Origin of the sequence: Clostridium sp. JN-1, assembly GCF_003718715.1 — a bacterium.
Taxonomy (GTDB): Bacteria; Bacillota; Clostridia; order Clostridiales; family Clostridiaceae; genus Clostridium_AV.
In genome coordinates, this window is the sequence record NZ_CP033465.1 from 1,185,779 (window position 1) to 1,209,141 (window position 23,363).

Consider the following 23,363-nt stretch of genomic DNA (forward strand, 5'->3'; position numbering starts at 1 on the left):
TATCAAGGAGGCTTTTATGAAACGAGATGACAAGCAAGCATTTGCTTTTTTATTACCAACAGCACTTATTATGATCGGCCTAGTATTTTATCCAAGTATTAAAACCTTCTTTTACAGTCTGCAGGAGTATAAGCTTACAGATCCAGAAAATTTACACTTTATAGGATTTGAAAATTATAAGGAAATATTAAAAAGCCAGGCATTTCAACAGGCCGTTGTTAATACATTGATAGTTATGGTAGTTGTATTGGTTATTGGATTTCTGTTTAGTATTGTGGTTGCCCTCATTCTTAATGGTAAAACTAAATTAAACGGTTTTTTGACAGCTGTTGCCATTATCCCTTGGGCACTACCTCCAATTGTAAATGGACAAGTATGGAAGTTTATATTTTACTCAGACTTTGGTTTGATGAATAAAATTTTATATAAGCTAGGTATGATACATGAACCAATTAAATGGCTTAATACCAGATATGGAACATTAATTATAGTAGGGGTTATAGTAGCATGGCGTGTTATTCCTTTTTGCGCTGTAGTATTTCTGGCAAACATCCAGTCAATACCAAAAGAAATTTATGAAGCAGCAGAAGTAGATGGGGCAAATTCCAAGCAGATTTTTATAAATATTATCATGCCGCTACTAATGCCCTCTGTAGCCATTGTATTAACCAATTTAACTATGAGTGCCATCAATGTCTTTGATGAAATAGCAGCATTAGTTGGGTTTCGAACTACAGGTGAACCACTTTTGATTTATAACTATACTCAAACTTTTTCTTTCTTGAATTTTGGTTTTGGCAGTGCAATCACCTATATTATTATGATTAGTTCAGGAGCTTTTGGATATTTTTACATTAGAAGCATTAACAGAGGAGGTGAACTATGATGAAGTCTTTATGGAAAAAACTAAGTTATGCCACAGCAATATTAATGTTTTTGACGTTTACATTAGGTCCAATTATATGGTGTTTTATAGTTAGTATAAGTTCGGAGAAAGAAATGTTTAGCAGTACTACTCAATTTTTTCCCAACCATCCCACTTTGGACAATTATCGTATGCTTTTAAATTTTAATTCCCGGGAGAGTGAAATATTTATGAGGGGATTAGAAAACTCAATGAAAGCTGTTACCATAACCCTTCTTATAGGTCTTCCTATATCACTAATGGCGGCTTATGCTTTGTCACGTTTTAAGTTTAACGGGAAAGAAGCTATACGTACAGGGCTTCTTATCACCATTGTTATCCCTGTTTTTACTACTATTATCCCGCTTTATGACGTGTTTTCAAATCTTGGATTTTTAGATAATTTGTTTTGGCTGTCTGTAGTTTATGTATCCTCATTTCTGCCAATGGTGACTTGGGTGCTTATGAACTATATTAATACCATTCCTAAGGAATTGGATGAAGCAGCATTTCTGGATGGATATGGACGGGTAAGAATTTTTTTAAATATTATTTTGCCTAATTCTTATCCTATTATTTTTGCAGTTATACTTATGATATTTTTGATGACATGGAGTCAATATCAAATTCCTATGATACTTGCTTCTTCCATTGATACAAAACCTTTAAGTATGATTGTAGCGGAATTTACCTCAAAGGATTCAGTTCAATATGGAATCACTGCAGCAGCAGGTATACTGGCACTTTTACCTCCAGCCGTTGTTGCTGTAATATTTAGAAAGTCATTGATATTAGGTATGAAACAAGGATCGGTAAAAGGATAGATTTTAAGAGAGAAAGAGGGTAAATATGATGAAACTAGATTTAAAGATTTTAGATTCTTCTTTTAAGCATGTAAAAGGCAGAGAAGAGCTTATTAATATAGAAAATAAAAATATGGAAGTAATAAAGGAAGAATCCTTTGGATTTCAGATATTAATAAAAGGAGAGGAACCATTTTTCTGCTCTCTAGAAAAAACAAAGGATATTCATTGGAAAGGACTTAATAATAAAGTTCGCATAGATATTTCAGAAAATGAAGAGATATTTCATATGAATTTTTTAGGGTACGTTAAAAATGATGATGAAAGCTTAGTAGGCGATCCAATTTTAAAGCATAAATCTCTTTATATAGAAGAGGGCTGCCAAATGATATGGGTTTCTGGAAAGATCCCAAAGGAATTCTCAAAGGATGAGCTTAATTTAAAAATAAGAGCCTATTATACAAAGGAATATGAAAAAGAACAATTAATTGCATCAGAGAGCATTAATATTAAAGTTATTGACTATGTGATGAAGTCTGTTAAGGGAGGGGAGTTCTATTTAGATTTATGGCAGCACCCCTGTAGTTGGGCTAGAGCTTATGATGTTGAATATTTTTCAAAGGAACATTTTAAGATAATAGATAATTATATTAAAGATTTATCAGACCTAGGACAAAGAGTTATAAATTTGATTATTACAGATTATCCATGGGCTGGGCAAAGATGCTATCAATTTGAAGAGAATGCTTCAAATTTATATGAATTTAATATTGTGAAGGTATCAAAAGATCAACAAGGAAGAATAAAATGCGACTTTTCAGCACTTGATAGATATATAGATATTTGTATGAACCATGGCATTGATGAAGAAATAAATATATTTGGAATAGTAGGAAATTGGGATGCTTATTCCTTTGGCAATCCTTTAGAGAATTATAAGGAGCCTATAAGAATAAACTATTATGACGAAAAGAAAGAGTGTTTTGACTTTTTCAGATCTAAGGAAGAGGTTAAAAAGTACCTTTCCTTGGTATTTGATCATTTGCTTGAAAGAGGGTTATGGGGTAAAGTGAAGGTAATAAGCGATGAGCCTAATAACATTGAATTGTTTAAGGAAGCTGTAAAGCTTATAGAATCTGCTATTCCAAAGCATAAAGTGAACTTCAAGTGTGCAATTCATGATCAACAGTTTTTTGAGAAGTTTGGAGAAAATATTCAGGGACTTTCCTTAAATACCTGTGAAGTGATAAAGAATATTGAAAAGCTTCCTCAAATAAAGGAAGAAGTAAATAATAGGAAGGGCAGATTTACGTGGTATTCTTGCTGTTTCCCAGAGAATTTGAATATTTTTATTAAATCTCCACTGATTGAAAGTAGGTTAAATGGATGGTTTACATATTATTGGGATTTTGACGGTTTTTTAAGATGGGCATATGCCATATGGCCGGCTAATCCTTTTAAGAACATAAGATATAAATATCCTAAATGGAATGCAGGGGATATGTTCTTTGTATATCCAGGGAAAGACCTTAAGCCTATGCCTTCTGTAAGAGTGAAAAATTTCTTGTTTGGAATACAAGATTTTAATATATTCAAGGAAATAGAAAAGAAGGGTGTTTCAAAACATCAATTAATGAAGGAAATGGAAAGTTTACTTGGTAAAAAAGAGGAAATGAAATTTATTCCTGAGAGAAATGTGAAATTAAGCTATTCATTAAATCATCAAGAGTATGTTAAGTTTAGGAATTCTTTAATTAAGAGTTATTTAGTGAAATAATATAGATTTCATATATTCATAGTTATGCTCGTTTACCTAAATCATTTTTTACTAAGCTCAACCCAACCCATGTGGTTCTTTCCAGAGTTACAAGTAATACTAGACAATACTGACATGCCTCAATATATTCTTTGATTTTTAATTTATATATTTTAAAATTAAAAATCCTAAAACAGCAATAATCTCACAATAGTTGTAGTAACTGTTGTAGAAACAGGGAAAAAATAGAGTCGTAATTGGGAAAAGTTCTGGAAGCAGCTCAAATGATTGTTGTATGTAAGCCAGAAGATAGTATGATGTGGTATGATAAGTTATGGCAAAATACAGTAGATTTATTCCGTTCTTTAGATATACCAGTAAGAACTTTAGAATGCTGCTCAGGTGACTTAGCAGACTTAAAAGTAAAATCAGTAGACGTAGAAGCTTGGTCTCCTAGACAGAAAAAGTACTTTGAAGTAGTAAGCTGTTCTAACTTAGGTGATGCACAAACACGTAGATTAAAAATTCGTGTAAATTATGAAAGTGGAAAATACTTTGAGCATACATTAAATAATAATGAAGGGCTGCGTATTCAACTTTTAATTTGATACGCAGCCTTTGTTGTTAATTTGTTTCAATAAGTTTAAAATCTATTTTCTTATTAGGTTATTTTGAGTTTATTATACTCTCAGCCATTTGTGACATTTGTTCAAAAGTTAATAATTTATTACTTTGATCAGTAAGTTGATAATTTACATTGTTATCTGTCCATTTTAATGAATGTGCGGTTTTAAATTGCTCATTAAATTTTCTTTCATTCTTACCTCCAGCAGTAATTAAGATTTCTTTACCACTTTCAGAAGCTTTATTAAGTTCATTCTTTTGCTGTTGTGACATTTTATTGAACATATCTATAGGCAATATATGCACTTTATATTCTGTCCAGTAAGCAGTAATATTTCCAATAGTCACTGTCTTAGCATTCTTAAATATCGGTGAATCATTTTCTGTGTTTACTTTTGAAACACCTAATGATACAGCGCTTTTGTGAAATATATCTTTTGAATATATTGCAGTTGCTTGTTTTTCATCATATTGTTTATCTGGTGGTGCTGAACCATCAACATGACCATCAATATTACTATCAACTAATTTATATCCCTCTGGAAGGAAAGCTGGCATTTTTATTTCATATCCCAAATCTCTTTTTAGTTCATCTTTTGATGGGGCTTTATCATAATTCTTTATACATGTATAACCATTAACATGTTTACCTATGCTTTGAAGTGCAGAAGCCCTAATACTAGTTGAAAATGTGAAAATTGATCCAGTAATTATAAATACGCCGCATAATGCAGTAATAATAGATTTTTTTATATTTAAGTTTAACGGTAAAAACTTTTCTTTTAACATAAATTTTTTTCCACCTTTATTTGATTGAATTTCATATTTTATATTTTCAAACATGCTATCAGATGTAGATACTTTTTCAGCCTTATTTACCAAAGTCGTTTTTATTATATCTTCAAATTGTTGTTGATTTGACATTTTCATCTAGCTCCTTCCTAATAGAGTTATCAGCAAAAGAGTAACCTTCAAATTTTTTACTGCGTAATTCTTTTTTTAGCAGTTTTCTAGCATTACAAAGTCTTGACTTAACCGTACCTTGAAAACAACCTAAGATTTTTGATATTTCTTTAATAGATAGTTCATTATAATAGTAGAGAATAACAGTTGTTTTTAAAGGCAAACTTAGTTTGTTAATAGCTTTATCTATAAGTTCTTTAATTTCACCCTTTTCTACTATATCAGATAATGCTAAATTATCTGCAATTGTATCTTTATTATCATTAATGCTTTCTATGTATAAATGATTTTTCTCCTTTGAACAATAACGCCATACTATTCTTGTAAGTAAACGATAAAACCAAGCTTGAAATGTTTTAGGATTTCTTAATTTTTTTATTTCTGTATAGCATTTTATAAAGGCTTCTTGTACCACATCTTCTGCTATATCATTTCGTCCACTTATAAGATAAACTGTTTTAATGGCTTGTTTGTTATATTTTTTAAATAAATCGCTAAAGGCATCCATGTCACCTTCTTTACAGCGCTGTATTAGACTAATCTCATCCACGTCATTACCTCCTTCTTTTAGGTGCACCTATTATATAAGAGACAGTAAACACGAAAAAGGTTCAAAATTTTTAAAATCACCCCAGGGGTGTAAATTTTCCCAAGTGGGGTGTAAAATCCTCATTCACTATCAATTGTCCTCTGTTCTATGTCCTCTGTCAATTGTCCTTTGTTTTATAGAATATTTATATGCAGGTGAGAAATAATATCATAGAAAGAATTACAGAACTTGAAGTTTTATGATAAAAATATTAAATTTATTGCATTTTTTTATTTTCAGTAGTAATATGAAAATATGATACCCCCTGGGGGGAAGGAGGAGCAGCTAAATGTTAAGCAAAACATTAAAGATAGAAGGGATGACTTGCGCAGCTTGTGCTAAGGCAGTTGAAAGAGCATCAAAAAAGCTGGATGGTGTGGCTGAGGCAAATGTAAATCTTGCTACAGAAAGGTTAACTGTAAGCTTTGATGATTCAAAGCTGAAAATTTCAGATATACAAGCAGCAGTAGAAAAGGCAGGATACAAAGCTTTAGTTGAGGTTACAACTAAAACTTTAAAGATAGAAGGTATGACTTGTGCAGCTTGTGCAAAGGCTGCTGAAAGAGCGGCAAAGAAGATAGATGGAGTTACTGAAGCTAATGTAAACTTCGCTGCAGAAAAGTTAAAGGTAAGTTTTGAACCTTCAAAAGCAAAATTATCAGATATAAAAAAAGTCATAGAAAAAGCAGGATATAAGGCTTTAGAAGAGGAATATACTGTAGATGAGGATAAGCAAAGAAAAGAAAAAGAAATAAAAAGTTTGTGGAATAGATTCATAGTATCAGCAGTATTTGCCGTTCCATTGCTAATAATAGCTATGGGACCTATGGTATTAGAAAAGTTAAATTATATGCTTCCACCAATAATAGATCCGATGAAGCATATAGAAGTATTTGCGGTAATACAACTTATATTAGTACTGCCTATTATAGTTACTGGAAGAAAATACTTTACAGTAGGCTTTAGAGCTTTATTAAAAAAGAGCCCAAATATGGATTCCCTTATTGCTATAGGAGCTTCTGCAGCTTTTTTATACAGTGTTTTTGGAGTATATAAAATACTCTCAGAAAACAAATGGCATGACTTATATTTTGAATCCGCAGGTATAATTCTCACTCTTATAACCTTAGGTAAATATTTAGAGTCAGTAGCTAAAGGAAAAACTTCAGAAGCAATAAAGAAGCTTATGGGACTTGCCCCTAAGACAGCAATAATAATTAGAGAAGGAAAAGAAGAAGAAATTTCTATAGATGAAGTAGAAGCTAACGATATAGTACTAGTAAAACCAGGTGAAAAAATTCCAGTAGATGGAGAAGTAATTGAAGGAATAACTTCCATAGATGAATCAATGCTTACAGGTGAAAGTATACCTGTAGAAAAAACTGCTGGAGATAAGGTTATTGGTGCAAGTATTAATAAAAATGGTTCTATAAAATATAAAGCTACAAGAGTTGGTAAGGATACAGTACTAGCACAAATTATAAAATTAGTAGAAGATGCACAAGGCACTAAGGCTCCTATAGCTAAACTTGCAGACGTTATATCTGGTTATTTTGTGCCAGTAGTAATAAGCTTGGCTTTAATTTCAGCTATTGCTTGGTTTATGTATGGAAAGCCAACAGCTTTTGTAATTACAATATTTATTTCTGTACTAGTAATAGCATGTCCGTGTGCTTTAGGGCTTGCAACACCTACTGCTATAATGGTAGGCACAGGAAAAGGGGCAGAGTACGGGGTACTTATAAAAAGTGGTACTGCACTAGAAACAGCTCATAGAATACAAACTATTGTATTTGACAAGACAGGAACTATAACTGAAGGAAAACCAAGGGTTACAGATGTAATAACTAATGGAGAAATAGAAGAAAATTACTTACTTCAACTAGCAGCTTCTGCAGAAAAGGGATCGGAGCACCCATTAGGAGAAGCAATAGTAAAAGGTGCAGAAGAAATAGGATTAGAATTTAAAAAGTTAGATTTCTTCAGAGCTATTCCAGGTTACGGAATAGAGGTTACAATAGATAATAACAAGATGCTTTTGGGAAATAGAAAGCTTATGACTCAAGGTAATATTTCCCTAGGAAGCTTAGAGAATACATCGAATAGATTAGCCTCTGAAGGTAAGACACCTATGTATGCAGCACTTGATAATAAGCTAATTGGTATTATTGCAGTAGCAGATACAGTAAAGGAAAATAGTAAAAAAGCTATAGAAAAGCTTCACTCTATGGGAATTGAAGTTGCCATGATAACAGGAGATAACAAAAAAACTGCAGGGGCTATAGCAAGACAGGTTGGTATAGATAGAATACTTGCAGAGGTTTTACCACAGGATAAAGCTAATGAAGTCAAAAAACTTCAAGCTGAAAACAAAAAAGTAGCCATGGTTGGAGATGGTATAAATGATGCTCCAGCTCTAGCACAGTCAGATGTAGGTATAGCTATAGGTTCGGGAACAGATGTAGCTATGGAATCAGCAGATATCGTACTTATGAGAAGTGATCTAGTAGATGTTGTAACAGCAATAGAGCTAAGTAAAAAAACTATAACAAATATAAAAGAAAATTTATTTTGGGCATTTGGATACAATACGCTGGGTATACCAGTGGCAATGGGAGTTCTTTATATCTTCGGAGGACCGCTTCTAAATCCAATGATAGCAGCATTAGCCATGAGCCTAAGTTCAGTATCAGTATTAACAAATGCATTAAGGCTAAGAGGCTTTAAACCAGCAGTATAGTTAAACGTAGGGTTTTTAGTTCTAAACTTAGTTTACACTCCGGGATATGCTGCCAAACTTCAGCACGATAAATACTTTTAATCATTCTAAGGCTCAGTATTTTGAAAATCTAATAAACATTGATAAACTCGTACCTCAAACAGTATCAATATTTATAGATTTTCTAAAATACTGAGCCAAGAATGATAAAAAAGTATTTATATATGCTTTCATTTTGGCAGCATATCCCTGCGTGCAAACTAAGTTTTAAGCTAAAAGTAATGTATATAGTTACTTTAATTTGCAAATCAACTTACACGCAGAAACTAGAAACCCTATATACACAACCGCGGTCGACACTTAACTTATACGCAGGTATATGTTGAGTGTAGGCCTTAGAGGTCTATAAATTACATAAATGAAAGGGGAAATAAAAATGAAAAAAAGAATAATTGTTGATGGGATGAGCTGCGGACACTGTGTTAACCATGTTAAGAATGCTTTAGAAGAGATTAACGGGGTAACTAATGTAAGTGTTGATTTGGCTTCTAAAACTGCAGTAGTTGAAGCTAATAGTGATGTTAAAGATGGCGATATAAAATTTGCTGTTGAAGATGCAGGTTATGAAGTAGTAAGTATAGAAGAAGCATAGTAAATAATAAGATATTGTAGTAATATGCCAGCATAATTTATGCTGGCAGTTTTTATATTATTATTGAACGTATGATGATAGTTCATTGAATATTGATTTTACACCATTTCCCCAGTTTTTATCTTCTGCATACTGCTGTCCTATCCATAAAAATGGGTCTGAATCTTTAGGCATGCCTTTAGCTAAATTTATAACCGTCCTTGCTGCTATAGCAGATGAATCCTTTATGTTTGTATTATATTCTTGCCAGCTGTGGTAAACATTAAAAGGGTTATTTGCTATCTTCTCACAAGAAGAATCACTCCTTGGAACAAAATTTTGTTCTTGACCAGTTATTGCAAAGAGCAAAATTGGATTTAAATTAAACTTTCTCGATGTATTAAGTATAGTACTAAAATAAGGTTCTGATGCTAAAAGTGAATTACGCTCATTTAGAAATTCCTTTAGCTTTTTCTCATTTATATTTGTGTATCTCATATATTTAGGAAGATGGAGATTTGAAAATTCACCATATGCTTGTACTTGTTTGTTGATTCCTAAAATATCCCTGCTTTCGTATCCAACTTTAGTAAACTGTATTGGTGAAAATCTAGTAACAATATATAACGATACAAACAAAATTAAGGAAATAGCTAGGACAATTGTATGACTATTACACTTTAAACGCGAAATACTATCATTGCCCTTAATGTTAAAAGTATTACTTGAATTGGTAGGGTTTTCATCTGCTATAGCTGTACTTTTATTTACTTTAATGTTTTTAGTATTCAAATAAGAATAAAATTCATCCAAATTTATTTTGTTTTTTGTATACAAATTAACCCAAGTTACAAGTTGACTTGTAAAGTTATTCAATAGTAATTCATCTTTTAAACATGAATCAAGTATATCCAATATTGTAATTGAGTTTTTGTTATTCATAAAAGTACTTTTTAAAGTATTAACTTTTATTGACTGCTTGAATTTATCAGGTAAACCAGTTAATTTTGAATATATTATATGATTGACTGTATTAGATAATAACTTTGCATTTTCAACTTTTGTATTACTTACATACTTCTTATAAATATAATTTCGCAAAACTAAAACTTCGTTTTTATCGAGAACTTTTATGTATTTTAAATTTTCTGCAAAAGAATTCATTGTATCCACTACCCATAAAATTAATGTAAAAATAACAATAATTTATTTATCGTATTTATAACAAAAATCTTTAGCACTTTTAGATAAATAATCCTTTAACTTGACATAAACTATAAATAAATTTAACATTGATATATATTTTACTTAAATGCAGTTAACTTGAAAGGAGAATAATTACTAAAAACATATGGAGATAAAAAAGGTAAAAGGAAATACATTTTGCATTGACACGGGAATAACGTACATACCATTTTATAAAATTAATGATGAAGAAATTATAATGTTTGATTCAGGTTGGGCAAAAGGAGAAAGACAGGGAATAGATGAAATGCTTGAAAAAAACAAATTTAAAGTTGCTGCAATAATATGCAGTCACGCTCACATAGATCATATTGGAAATAATGCTTATTTAAAGAAAAAGTATAATTGTATAATTGCAATGTCAGAATATGAAGCTTTTATCTGTAGTTCTGCAGTTAATTTAAAAGTTTATTACAGTAATCAAACACTATCTGAAGTTAAAGAACATTTTGGACATATGATTTGTGAAACGGACATTATGATATCAAATGAGCAAAGCAGCATATGTGTTTGTGGTATTAAATTTAAAATTCTTCATACACCAGGGCACAGTACCGCACATATATGTATTATTACACCTGATGATGCTGCATATTTAGGAGATGCTTTAATAAGTTATGAGGTTATGAATGGAGCTAAAATGCCTTATGCACTTATGCTTAAAGAGGATTTAGAAAGTAAGAATAAACTTTATAATTTAAAATGTAGTAAATACATAGTTGCACATAAAGGTATTTATGATGATATAAAAGAACTTATAACAGATAACATAAGTTTTTATAAGCACAGATCAGAAAAAGTATATGAAGTCATAAAGGGAACTATGAGAATTGAAGATATTTTTAAGACGGTAGTTGAGAATTTTAATATTCATATAAACAGTATATATAAATATAACGTGATAGATAGGTCGTTAAAATCATATATTGAATATTTAAATGAAGAAGGAAAAATAGAAGCAGGTATATATGATGGATTTCTCAAGTATTCAAGAGTAAACAATTTAAAGTAGTGATATAATATAGGGAAGGAAATTAAAAGTAATTTTCTTTCCTATATTGTGTTAAAGGAGGAATTATTTTATGAACTCTTTATTTGATATCACAAAGATAAATAATATGATGTTAAAAAATAGATTTGTACGTTCAGCAACATATGAGGAAATGGCAGATAAAAATGGACATATAACTGATAAATTGTTTAATCTCTATAAAAATCTATCAGAAGGTGGGGTTGGATTAATTATAACAAGTTATACTACAATATTTAGGTATGACAAACCAGCACCTAAAATACTTGGAATATATGATGATTCTTTTGTAGACGAGTATAAAAAGCTCACGGATATGGTACACAAAAATAATTGTAAGATTATAATGCAAATAGTGCATGGGAAGGAATATATAAATAAAGAAAAAGGTATAAAATCTTTAGGCTTATGCGATGATATGTCAAGGGTAGATATAGATAACATAGTAAAGGCATTTGGAAATGCTGCTTATAGGGCAAAACAAGCAAATTTTGATGGAATTCAAATTCATGCAGCTCATGGTTACTATTTAAGCAGGAGCTTAAGTCACATTTATAATACTAGAACTGATGAGTATGGCGGTCCAATAGAAAATAGGGCAAGATTGATACTTGAAGTATATGATGAAATACGCAGTAGAGTTGGCAGTGATTTTAACATATTTATAAAATTAAATTGTTCAGATTTTGAGGATGGTGGAGCTGATTTTAATGATTGTCAGTATGTATGTAAGGCTTTAGATAAAAAAGGTATAAATGCCATAGAAATAAGCGGCGGCGACGGAATTTGGAATACTAATGTGAATAAAGAGTCTATATATAAAGATTATGCTGAGAAAATAGCTGAAGAAATAAGTGCACCTGTAATATTGGTAGGATTAAATAGGAGCATATGTAATATGGATAGGATACTAAATGATTCAAAAATACAGTATTTTTCCATGGCAAGACCCTTTATATGTGAGCCTGATCTCATAAATAAATGGGTAAATGGTCTAACAACTAAATCAAAATGTATATGCTGTGGTAATTGTTTCAAAGATGATAAGAATTGCATATTGAACTCATAAAGAAGACCATATTTTTGAGAGAACATAAAAACAGAGGACAGAGGACAGAGGATAGAGGACAGAGGACAATGAAGGTTGATTTTTTGCTAGCGCAAAAAAATCTTTAAGTTTATATAAGTTAACAATGTTTCGCTTTAGCGAAACGAGCTGCCAAAAGTTTAAGTAAAGGTTTTTCGTAAGCGCAGCGGAGAAAAATCCTCCTTCTATGTCAATTGTCCTATGTCCTCTGATTTTGTCCTTTATTAAATTACGGTGAATTTTTTTGCAAGAGTTTACAATTTATTTACTTACTATTATTATTATGCTATAATTTGAGCATTAATTCCAATATACCAAACATTCTCAGTTTATTTAATATTAACATTTTGAAGTTTGCTTTTGGAAGTAATTCGGAGGTGAAAAAATGAGTATAACTGAAATATCCGTAAAACGACCTACTGCAATAATAATTATAATAGCTTTACTTATAGGATTAGGAGTTATGGGATATACAAGGTTAGGTTCGGATTTACTGCCGTCAATGGATATACCTATTATGACTATAAGTACAAGCTATAATGGAGCAGGAGCCGACCAAATTAAAAAAGATATTACAAAGCCAGTAGAAGATTCTATTTCAGGAATAAGTGGTGTTGATACAATAAGTTCTACTGCAAAAGAAGGTGTTAGCACAACTGTTGTAAGGTTTAAAGTAGATACAGATATGAATTCAGCCTTCTTGGATGTCCAAAAAGCTGTTGACAACTTAAGTGCAAAATTACCTAAAGATGCTGATAAACCTGTATTGTACAAGTTGGATACTAGTATGATACCTGCATTAATAATTACTATAACAGGAAACGTACCATATGATGAACTCTATAATCAAGCTGATAAAGTTAAAAAAACTTTAGAAAAAACTTCTGGCGTAGGTAATGTCACAATAGATGGAGCACAGAAGAAACAACTCATGGTAAAATTGGACAAACCAGCTGTAGAATACTATGGTGTTAATGTTAATAGCATATTAAATAAACTCAAATCAGATAATGTAAATATGCCATTAGGTCAAATAAAAGAAGATAAAAATACACAAACCGTTAGAGCTATGGCTCAATTTAACAGTATTGATGATGTAAAAAATTTGATTATTCCAACTAGTGGAGGGGCTTCAAGTATGGGTGCTGGAGCCCCAAGTATGGGAGCTCAAGACGGAAGTATAAGACTTTCAGACATAGCCCAAGTAAGCATGGGATATCCTGATGCAAATGAAATATTAAGATTAAATGGTCATAATGCCATAGGAGTTGAGGTTCAAAAACAAAGTGATGCCAATGTTGTTAAAACAGTAGACAATGCTAAGGAGGCATTGAATACGATAAATAAACAACTTCCCCCAGGTGTAAAAGTTACAGTTGCAGGGGATACTACAACGTACATAAGAACTGCACTTAAAGATATACAACATAGGCTTATAGAAGGAATTATAACTACAGCAATAGTGTTATTGCTATTTTTAAAGAGCTGGCGTTCATCATTAGTTGTTTTAATTGCTATACCAACTGCACTTATATCAACTTTCTTTATGATGTACGTATGCCACTTTACATTAAATATGATGTCCCTTATGGGTCTAACACTTTGTATAGGTATTTTGGTAGATGATTCTATAGTTATACTTGAAAATATACAAAGGCATTTGGCAAAAGGAGAAGATCCTGTTACTGCTGCTATTGAAGGACGTAGAGAAATAGGACTTGCTGCTATTTCAATTACACTTTGTGATGTTGTCGTATTTACACCAGTTGCATTTATGTCAGGCATGATAGGGAAGTATTTTAAAGAGTTTGGTTTGACAATAACATTTGCTTCTTTGTTTTCACTTTTTGTATCATTTACAGTTACACCAATGCTTGCATCACGCTTGTTTAAATCAAAAAATGTGTACTCAAAAAAAGATAAGGCTTCAAGATTGAAAAACAATCCTATTTTTAAAGTTATGGGTGGAATTTCTAAGCTTATAGATAAGTGGGTTCAATCATATAAAAAATTGCTTGTTTGGTCTCTTGAAAACAGAGCTAAAGTTTTGATAACAACTTGCTTGCTCATAGCTTTAAGTATTGCACTTATACCAATGGGAGCTATAAAAACTGAAGCTATGCCTCAATCTGATGAAAGTCAATTTTATGTAAATGTTTCACTTACTCCTGGGTCAAATTTGAAGCAAACTGATCAGAAGGTGCAAATAGTTGAAAATCATTTGAAGTCTATGAAAGATGTTAAGAGTTTTTATTCTATAATGGGAAATAATACTAATCCATCTTCTTCTCAATCTTCTGCAACTATAGTAGTAAAATTAAAACCAATAGATGAGCGTAAAAAGAGTCAAAGTGATATAGCAGCAGATCTTCGTAAATGGGGAAATCAAATACCTGGTATAAAGTTTATTGTTTCCGAATCCCAGATGGGAGGCGGTGGAAGTGCAAGCAAGCCTATATCCATTAATGTAGAAGGTGATGATTACGAAAATTTGAAGGAAATAAGTTCTAAGGTTGAGGAATTGGTGGAATCTGTACCTGGAATTACAGATATTGAAAACTCTTCAAATGATAATTCTACTGAAATAAGGGTTAAAGTAGATAAACTTGCGGCTGCGACATATGGAGTTTCTTTGCCGGATATATCTGCAGTTTTGAGAACAGGAATAAACGGCTCAACAGCTGGTACATATACTGTAGGTTCTGATGATTACGATATAAATGTTAAGTTTATGGATGGTCAGGTAAAAACTCCACAGGATATTGGTTCTATAAAAATTTTAAGTTCATCTGGACAACTTGTTGACTTAAATCAAATTGCCTATATTGAAAATGCAGATAGTCCAGTTGAAGTGTCGAGAGAAGATAGACAAGATGTAATTACTATTTCAGCTAATATAGAAGGTAAAACTCTTGGAGAAGTTAATAGTCAAATTAAGAATAAACTTAAATCTTTACACATTCCTTCAGGATATGAAATAAAATTTGGAGGAAATCAAAAGGAAATGATAGATTCATTTACTTCACTTATAAAGGCGTTAGCTGTATCAATAGTACTTGTTTATATGGTATTGGTTGTTTTATATGAGTCATTCTTAACCCCTGCAGTAAGAATGCTTGCACTCCCATGTGCTGTAATTGGAGCACTTGGCATACTTGCAATAACAGGTAAAACGCTGAGTATTCCAACAATGATAGGTGTAATTATGCTCGATGGATTGGCTTCTAAGAATGGTACGCTGCTCATTGATTATACCAATACGCTTATGAAACGTGGATTAAATTTAAAAGATGCACTATTGGAAGCTGGTACAACAAGGCTAAGACCAATTATAATGACTACTGCAACAATGATAGTTGGTATGCTCCCATCGGCTATTTCTACTGGTGAGGGAAGCGAACTTAGTGGAATGTCTTGTTTAATTATAGGAGGAATGATAACTTCTACAATATTAACGCCTATACTTTTACCAGTTGTTTATACACTATTAGAAGATTTTAAACACTGGATTAGAAGAAAGCTAACAGGAGGTAATAAGGAGGTGTCACAATATGAAAATTGATGCGATTAAAAATATAACCAAAAATATAACCAAAAAGAAATTGATTATAATTCTTGTAGTCATAATTGCTGTAGTTGGAATAGTTGGAATAATTATTGGAAGGCTTAAGACTAACACAAAAAAAGTTGAAGTAAAAAATGATATCAAAAATGTTACAGCAGTAAATCCTTCTATAAATTCAATATCTACAAGTGTTGAATACTCGTGTCAGATAAAGCCTATAAAACAAGTTGATATATCACCTAAGATAGCAGGAAGAGTTGCCTCCTCAAATGTGGATGTTGGCAGTAAAGTATCGAGCGGTCAAGTGCTTTTTACCCTTGATTCAAAAGATTTGCAGGCACAAGTTAATCAACAGCAAGCAAATTTGGATTCAGCAAATGCCAACTTGGGAAAAACACAAGGATCTGCTGTTGATCAATCAGTAGCACAAGCAGAACAAACACTTCAAAGCACACGGGTAACATTTAATGATGCAGAAGATTATTATAAAAAGATGCAGAATTTGTATGATGCAGGAGCTGTATCACAGCAGGATTTTAATGCAGCACAGACTAAGTATAATAGTGCAAAAGTTGCTTTAGACGGAGCACAAAAAAACTTTGATGTAGTAAGTGGTGAAGTTGGGCCTCAATCTGTTCAAGCAGCACAAGCACAGGTAAAACAAGCGGAAGCTGGTGTTGAATCTGCTAAAGTTCAATTAAGCAATTCAACCATTAGTACACCTATTTCAGGAACAGTATCTGTAGTAAATGTTAAACAAGGAGAAATGACTCCAACTGGCAGTACATCAGTAACTGTTATAGATACTAGCTTATTGGATGCTGAAGTAAGTGTATCTGATAAGATGATGAGTAAATTAAAAGTTGGAGATAGTGTTCCTATAGAGGTTGGGTCACTTCCAGATAAAAAAATAACTGGTACAATATATAGTATAAGTCCTGCAGCAGATAGTAAAACTCAATCGTATCTCATAAAGATGAAGGTTGATAATTCAAGTGGGGATTTAAAACCAGGTATGTTTACTAAAGTAAAATTGCCAGATGAGAAAGCTGACAATGTACTTACAGTTCCTATTGAAACTGTAAAGATTGAAAATGGAGTTTCATATATATATAAAGTTTCAAATGGTAAAGTTAAAAAGGTTTCAGTTGAAACAGGTGTATCAGATGACAAACTTATAGAAATAAAATCAAATAATATATATAAAGATGATTATATAATAACAGAAGGACAGTTATTCCTAAATGAAAATCAAAAAGTAAAGATTGTAAAATAAAAATAAATTGGATATCTAATTTTAGATATCCAATTTATTTTTATACTACATATTCAAGAATACATATGTAGTGACTAAAACTTCCTAAAAGTACAAATATGTGAAAGATCTCATGGAATCCAAGTTTCCTAAAGTTAAGCCTTGGCCATTTGCAAGCATATATAATTCCACCAACTGTATAGAATATTCCACCTAAGACTAACCATAACATACCCTTTAGGTTGATTACCTGATAAACAGGAGAAATAAATAATACTACAAACCAACCCATTGCAATATAAAATAAAGTTGATAACCACCTTGGCATATTAAACCATATCATTTTAAATAATATACCTACTGCAGCCATTGTCCATATGGCTATAAAAATTACCCAGCGAAGTTTGCCTGTAAGTGCAATAAGACATATTGGAGTATAAGTTCCTGCAATAAGTACAAAAATCATGGAATGATCAAGCCTTCTAAAAAATTTTATGACTTTATCTGTTGAATTTATAAGGTGATAAATTGAACTTGCAGTATACAAGAAAATTAAACTTAAACCAAATATTATTACTGCAGTTAGTTTTAAATTATTTGAAGGATATGTTAGTAATGTTTTGACAATGAGTAAAATCAATCCTATAAATGACACAATTGCACCAAATAGATGAGTAAATCCATTCACGGGTTCTCTAAAAAGTTTTTTCATGATTATTCCTCCTGATACGTTGATAGTTATAAATTTTAAGTTTAAGTATATTTTTTACACTATATTAAAAATATATTCTTGATATAAAACTTAGCAGCATAATTTGTTGTAGTTATTAAAACTACTTTATGGTATATTTATATTATATAATTATTGCATAAAAGTTCAATTTAAATTAATAACCAAAATACTGTTTAAATAAGTATTTTTCTGTAAATTACTTTAAATTGGTTAATAATACTGCAAATATCGAAATATCATGACAACAATACATAGTTATTAAAACTATGTGACGTTATACACATAATTTACCTCATAAAATAACAAATGTAAATGGAGTTGATTACAATGGAGGATATTAAGAAGAATATATTAGAAAGCATTGAAGAATTAAATTTAGATCAAGAAATTGAACTTGCAGATATACCAAAATTGGATTTATATATGGATCAAGTAATAACTTTGTTTGAGAGCAGTTTAAGTGGAACCAAACGTAATGAAAATGATAAACTTTTAACTAAAACTATGATCAATAATTATACTAAGGATAAAATACTTATGCCAATTAAAAATAAGAAGTATTCTAGAAATCATATAATAATGATGATACTCTTATATAACTTAAAACAAATTTTATCTATAAGTGATATAAAGTTTTTACTAAACAAAATAGTAGTAGATTCAAATTCACAAAAGGATATCAAATTAGATTCGCTGTATCAAGTATTTTTAGATATTAAAAAAGCAGGTGAAAATGAATTTAAAAAGGGAATTGAACGAAAAATAGATTTAATTTTAGAAGAGTCAAAAAAACTTGATCAAGATGGAGAGTATGAAAAACTACTACTTGTAGTTTTAATGCTTATAAATAATGCAAATATACAGAGAAGAGCAGCTGAAAAGATAATAGACAAATACTTCAGACAATCATAATAGAAACCTAACTTAAATATTTTAGAGGGTGTAAGTCCTTTATTTAAGCTGTGTTTATTTTAATATTCTAAATTCATATAACTTGAAAATATAAACTGTAAATTGTATAATAATACTAAAGAATGTTGATTTAAAGGATAGGAAGTTTTAATATAACTATCCTTATTTTTATTTAATTATCATTTAACCAGGATACGAAAGGAAATTTGACATGGGAAAAATATTAGTTTTAGCAGAAAAACCATCAGTAGGAAGAGAAATTGCTAGGGTATTAAAGTGCAGAAAGAAAGAAAATGGATATATTGAAGGAGATAAATATATTGTAACATGGGCACTTGGGCACTTAGTTACATTAGCAGATCCGGAAGCTTATGATGATAAATATAAAACGTGGAAATTAGAAGATTTACCGATGCTTCCAAAATATTTGAAGTTAGTAGTCATAAAGCAAACAGGTAAACAATTTAATGTGGTAAAAGCACAATTAAATAGAAAGGATGTAGCGGAAATTGTTATTGCTACAGATGCTGGAAGAGAAGGAGAATTGGTAGCAAGGTGGATAATTGAAAAGGCAAGGATAGATAAGCCTATAAAAAGACTTTGGATTTCATCTCAAACAGATAGAGCTATTAAAGAAGGCTTTAGAAATCTAAGACCTTCATCACAATATGATAACTTATATAGAGCGGCTAGATCCCGTGCAGAAGCAGATTGGATTGTAGGACTTAACGTTACTAGGGCATTAACTTGCAAGCATAATGCTCAGCTTTCAGCAGGAAGAGTTCAAACTCCAACACTTGCTATGATTGTTCATAGAGAAGAAGAAATTAAAAATTTTAAACCAAAGGATTATTACAGTATAACTGGAAATGTTAATGGATATACTCTTCAGTGGCAAAATGGTAAAGGACATTTTAATACTTTTGATGAAGACTTTGCAAAAAAGGTTGTATCAAAGGTTAATGCTCAAACTGGAAAAGTAGTTGATATAATAAAAAGTGATAAGAAAAAATATTCACCAGCACTTTATGATTTAACAGAACTTCAAAGGGATTGTAATAAGTTTTTTAGCTTTTCAGCAAAGCAGACACTTTCTATAATGCAGAGGTTATATGAAAATTATAAATTATTAACTTATCCAAGGACGGATTCAAGATATATTTCAGCTGATATAGTACCTACAATTCCAGATAGATTGAAAGCAATATCAGTAGGAAGTTATAGCAAGTTTACTATGGAAATCATGAAAAGGAAAATAAGGGCAAATAAAAGCTTTGTAGATGATAGTAAGGTCTCAGATCACCATGCAATAATTCCAACGGAAGAAATGATTAATCTTTCAAACCTAAGCAATGAAGAAAGAAAAGTGTATGATTTAGTGGTTAAGAGATTTTTAAGTGTTATGCTCACTCCTTTTGAGTATGTGCAAACAACTGTAAAGGTAGAAGTTAATGGAGAGAACTTTTTAGCTAGCGGAAAGATAATTAAATCAAAGGGATGGAAAGCTGTATATGATAAAGATGAAGGCTTTGATCACAATGATGAGCTGCATGAAAATGAATTAAAAGAACAAGTACTTCCAGAGATAAATAAGGGAGATAGTATAAAACTTACAGCAGTTAAAATGCATAATGGACAGACTAAACCACCTGCAAGATTTAATGAAGGAACATTGTTATCTGCTATGGAAAATCCGCAGAAATATATTAATATGAATAAAGAATATGCAAAAACCTTAGGGGAAACAGGAGGACTTGGAACAGTTGCTACAAGAGCAGATATAATTGAAAAATTATTTAATACTTTCTATATAGAGAAAAAAGGTAAGGAAATAATTCCAACTTCTAAAGGAAAACAGCTTGTAGAATTGGTACCAGAAGATTTAAAGTCACCACTATTAACTGCAAAATGGGAAACTGAATTAGATTTAATAAGTAAGGGAAAATTAAATGATAAAAAGTTCATAGGTAATATGAGAAATTATTCTTCAAAACTTGTGGAAGATGTTAAGGAAAGCAGCGATAAATTTAGACATGACAATTTATCAGGAACAAAATGTCCTGAATGCGGCAAGTATATGCTTGAGGTAAATGGAAAACATGGAAGAATGCTTGTGTGCCAAGATAGAACCTGCGGTCATAGGGAAAATTTGGCGCGATTAACCAATGTTCGCTGTCCGAACTGTCATAAAAAGCTGGAACTAAGAGGTCATGGACAAGGTCAAATTTATGTTTGCACAACCTGCAGCTTTAGAGAAAAGTATTCATCTTTCCAAAAGAGGTTTAAAGAAAACAATAATAAGTTAAATAAGAGAGATGTAAACAAGTATATGAATAAGATGAAAAAAGAAAATGCAGCTCCAATAAATTCAGCACTAGCAGATGCTTTAGCTAAATTAAATTTAAAATAAGGAATTAAAATCGAAAGTCCTGATGTTATTTAGACATCGGGATTTTTTTTTGAAAAAGTATTATTTAAACTTAAAATAAGAAAATGGCTTAACTAAGAAAAGTCCAATATAGCAAGAAAATATGACTTCAAATATTAGAAAATGAGGAAATGGACTAATCAAAAGGGTGCCAATTTAGCAAGAAATTATGAGCTTAAATATTAGAAAATATAAAAAAATAGCACAATGCAAAAATACGCAATATTAAGAAAAATGATAGTTTCATAAAATGTATTTAACAATTTTAGCAATGTTTCCAAAATTGAGAACTTACTTAGCAAATGAATGAATAAAATTAATTTATCTTTTCATTTGGGAGATTTTAATTTATAACAGCTGGATTATATATGAAAAATAGCCATTCGATAAAATTTAGCAAAGATTATTACGCATACTTAAATTTAATTAATAAATTTAAAGTAAAAAAAGTTACAAATATGAATGTTGAATTTTTTTATTAACATTTGGTCATAAAAAAATAAAAATATAAAATACATACAAAAGTCGTTTAAAAGTGCCGTTGTAAAGGAAATAAATCCATGCTATTATGTGAAAGAACATGATATTTGATTTCCAATTTATCCAAAGTTTTATTTTAAGGGGGGAAAACACAATGGACAAAGACAACAAGAAGTTAAGCTGGAATAACCTTGCATTAATGGCATTTGTGAGTGTTTGGGGATTCGGAAATGTTGTAAACGGTTTTGCAACCCAGGGTATGAAAGTGGTTGTTTCATGGATATTAATGTTCGCATTATACTTCGTACCATATGCATTAATGGTTGGAGAAATGGGTTCTACTTTTAAAGACAGTAAGGGTGGAGTAAGCTCATGGATCAAAACAACATCTGGTACGAAATTGGCCTTTTTTGCTGGTTGGACATACTGGGTAGTTCATATTCCATACTTAGCTCAAAAACCGCAAAGTGTATTAATAGCTTTAGGATGGGCTGTTAACCAAAATGGAACTCTAGTTAAAAACATGAATCCAATGATTCTGCAGTCAGTGAGTTTAGTTGTTTTTTTATTGTTTTTATGGGTATCATCAAAGGGTATAAATGCAATAAAGAGAATTGGTACTGCAGCAGGCATGTCAATGTTTATCATGTCAATTCTTTATATAATACTAGCATTAGCAGCACCAGCTATAACCACAGCTCATACATACCACATTGACTTCAGCATAAAGGCATTAATGCCGGACTTTAGCTTTGATTATTTAACAAGTTTAGCTATATTAGTATTTGCAGTTGGCGGATGTGAAAAGATATCACCATATGTAAACAACATGAAAAATCCTTCAAAGGACTTCCCTAAGGGAATGATAGCTCTTGCAATAATGGTTGCTGTAACAGCATTACTTGGTACATTTGCAATGGGAATGATGTTTGACCCAAATAATATTCCAAAAGACTTAATGATGAATGGTGCATACTATTCATTCCAAAAGTTAGGACAATATTATGGATTGGGAAACTTTTTCTTGGTAATATATGCAATCGCAAACGCACTAGCTCAAATTTCAGCTTTAGTATTCTCAATAGATGCTCCAATAAAAGTTTTATTAGCTGATGCTGATAATAGGTTTGTACCAAAAGCATTAACTAAGGTCAATGAAAATGGCACACCAGTTAACGGATATAAGTTAACTGCAGTACTGGTTGGAATAATTATAATAATACCTGCACTTGGAATAGGTAATATGACATCATTATTTAACTGGTTATTAAGATTAAATGCAGTAGTTATGCCATTAAGATACTTATGGGTATTCTTTGCATACATGGCATTAAAGAAAGCTGCAAAAGGCAAGTTCCAAGCAACTTATCAGTTTACCAAAAATAAGACAGCTGGATTCTTAATAGGATTATGGTGTTTTGCATTTACAGCTTTTGCTTGTATAATGGGTATGTTCCCTAAGGATGTTGTAACTTTCTCAGGCGGATGGTACTTCCAAATGACACTTAATATATTAACTCCAATTGTATTATTAGGATTAGGATTAATACTGCCAGCAGTAGCTAAGAGAACAAATAAAGAAAAATTTGAAAATAGATCAGCATAAAAAATTAACTTCTTAGCTTAACTTATAATATTT

General features: G+C 31.1%; 16 protein-coding genes and 1 pseudogene. 13 read left to right on the forward strand and 4 right to left on the reverse strand.

Translation table 11 applies throughout. From position 1 onward, the window contains the following. Positions 1-16 precede the first annotated feature (16 nt). The 4 genes and pseudogenes from EBB51_RS05880 to EBB51_RS05895 form a co-directional block, all read left to right on the forward strand. A complete protein-coding gene (locus tag EBB51_RS05880) occupies positions 17-886 on the forward strand; it encodes a sugar ABC transporter permease (protein WP_123053612.1) in 870 nt (289 codons plus the stop codon). Continuing rightward, positions 883-1,728, forward strand: a complete 846-nt coding sequence (locus EBB51_RS05885) for a carbohydrate ABC transporter permease (RefSeq protein ID WP_243103920.1) — start codon at positions 883-885, stop codon at positions 1,726-1,728. Before EBB51_RS05880 ends, EBB51_RS05885 begins: the two co-directional genes overlap by 4 nt. 25 nt (positions 1,729-1,753) lie before the next feature. Next, complete coding sequence (locus EBB51_RS05890; RefSeq protein WP_123053613.1) at positions 1,754-3,484, forward strand: DUF4091 domain-containing protein; 1,731 nt, start codon at positions 1,754-1,756, stop codon at positions 3,482-3,484. A gap of 260 nt (positions 3,485-3,744) precedes the next feature. Then, positions 3,745-4,038 (forward strand): annotated as a pseudogene (locus EBB51_RS05895) (aminoacyl--tRNA ligase-related protein); the annotation flags it as partial. 91 nt (positions 4,039-4,129) lie between these two features. Here EBB51_RS05895 and EBB51_RS05900 read toward each other — a convergent pair. Then, complete coding sequence (locus tag EBB51_RS05900; protein WP_123054994.1) at positions 4,130-5,011, reverse strand: hypothetical protein; 882 nt, start codon at positions 5,009-5,011, stop codon at positions 4,130-4,132. Beyond that, a complete protein-coding gene (locus EBB51_RS05905; protein WP_123053614.1) occupies positions 4,989-5,600 on the reverse strand; it encodes an RNA polymerase sigma factor in 612 nt (203 codons plus the stop codon). The genes EBB51_RS05900 and EBB51_RS05905 overlap by 23 nt, the downstream gene beginning before the upstream one ends. 328 nt (positions 5,601-5,928) lie before the next feature. Between EBB51_RS05905 and EBB51_RS05910 the strand changes: the two genes are divergently transcribed. Then, positions 5,929-8,379: a copper-translocating P-type ATPase gene (locus tag EBB51_RS05910; protein WP_123053615.1), complete on the forward strand. Its 2,451-nt coding sequence runs from the start codon at positions 5,929-5,931 to the stop codon at positions 8,377-8,379. A 415-nt stretch (positions 8,380-8,794) separates the two neighbouring features. Then, positions 8,795-9,010: a cation transporter gene (locus EBB51_RS05915; RefSeq protein WP_123053616.1), complete on the forward strand. Its 216-nt coding sequence runs from the start codon at positions 8,795-8,797 to the stop codon at positions 9,008-9,010. A 60-nt stretch (positions 9,011-9,070) separates the two neighbouring features. On the opposite strand, the gene EBB51_RS05920 is transcribed toward EBB51_RS05915, so the two are convergent. Continuing rightward, entirely contained in the window at positions 9,071-10,153 is a 1,083-nt protein-coding gene (locus EBB51_RS05920) for a glucosaminidase domain-containing protein (RefSeq protein ID WP_123053617.1), read from the reverse strand. Between the two features lie 187 nt (positions 10,154-10,340). On the opposite strand from EBB51_RS05920, the gene EBB51_RS05925 reads away from it, so the two are divergent. From EBB51_RS05925 to EBB51_RS05940, 4 genes are all read left to right on the forward strand, one after another. Beyond that, a complete protein-coding gene (locus EBB51_RS05925; RefSeq protein ID WP_123053618.1) occupies positions 10,341-11,246 on the forward strand; it encodes an MBL fold metallo-hydrolase in 906 nt (301 codons plus the stop codon). 70 nt (positions 11,247-11,316) lie between these two features. Continuing rightward, the gene (locus tag EBB51_RS05930) at positions 11,317-12,333 is read left to right on the forward strand and encodes an NADH:flavin oxidoreductase (protein ID WP_123053619.1); all 1,017 of its coding nucleotides are present in this window, start codon (positions 11,317-11,319) and stop codon (positions 12,331-12,333) included. Positions 12,334-12,736: 403 nt separating this feature from the next. Further along, complete coding sequence (locus EBB51_RS05935; protein WP_123053620.1) at positions 12,737-15,913, forward strand: efflux RND transporter permease subunit; 3,177 nt, start codon at positions 12,737-12,739, stop codon at positions 15,911-15,913. After that, positions 15,903-17,192, forward strand: a complete 1,290-nt coding sequence (locus tag EBB51_RS05940) for an efflux RND transporter periplasmic adaptor subunit (protein WP_123053621.1) — start codon at positions 15,903-15,905, stop codon at positions 17,190-17,192. Before EBB51_RS05935 ends, EBB51_RS05940 begins: the two co-directional genes overlap by 11 nt. Positions 17,193-17,232: 40 nt before the next feature. On the opposite strand, the gene EBB51_RS05945 is transcribed toward EBB51_RS05940, so the two are convergent. Then, entirely contained in the window at positions 17,233-17,883 is a 651-nt protein-coding gene (locus EBB51_RS05945; RefSeq protein WP_123053622.1) for a hemolysin III family protein, read from the reverse strand. Positions 17,884-18,231: 348 nt separating this feature from the next. On the opposite strand from EBB51_RS05945, the gene EBB51_RS05950 reads away from it, so the two are divergent. The 3 genes from EBB51_RS05950 to EBB51_RS05960 all read left to right on the forward strand — a co-directional run bounded on the left by EBB51_RS05950 (position 18,232) and on the right by EBB51_RS05960 (position 23,330). Continuing rightward, positions 18,232-18,816 carry a DUF1836 domain-containing protein gene (locus EBB51_RS05950; RefSeq protein ID WP_123053623.1) on the forward strand — a complete coding sequence of 195 codons (585 nt, stop codon included), beginning with the start codon at positions 18,232-18,234 and terminating at the stop codon, positions 18,814-18,816. A 211-nt stretch (positions 18,817-19,027) separates the two neighbouring features. After that, on the forward strand, positions 19,028-21,226 hold the full coding sequence (locus EBB51_RS05955) for a DNA topoisomerase III (RefSeq protein ID WP_123053624.1): 2,199 nt from the start codon (positions 19,028-19,030) through the stop codon (positions 21,224-21,226). Between the two features lie 652 nt (positions 21,227-21,878). After that, on the forward strand, positions 21,879-23,330 hold the full coding sequence (locus EBB51_RS05960; RefSeq protein WP_123053625.1) for an amino acid permease: 1,452 nt from the start codon (positions 21,879-21,881) through the stop codon (positions 23,328-23,330). Positions 23,331-23,363 lie beyond the last annotated feature (33 nt).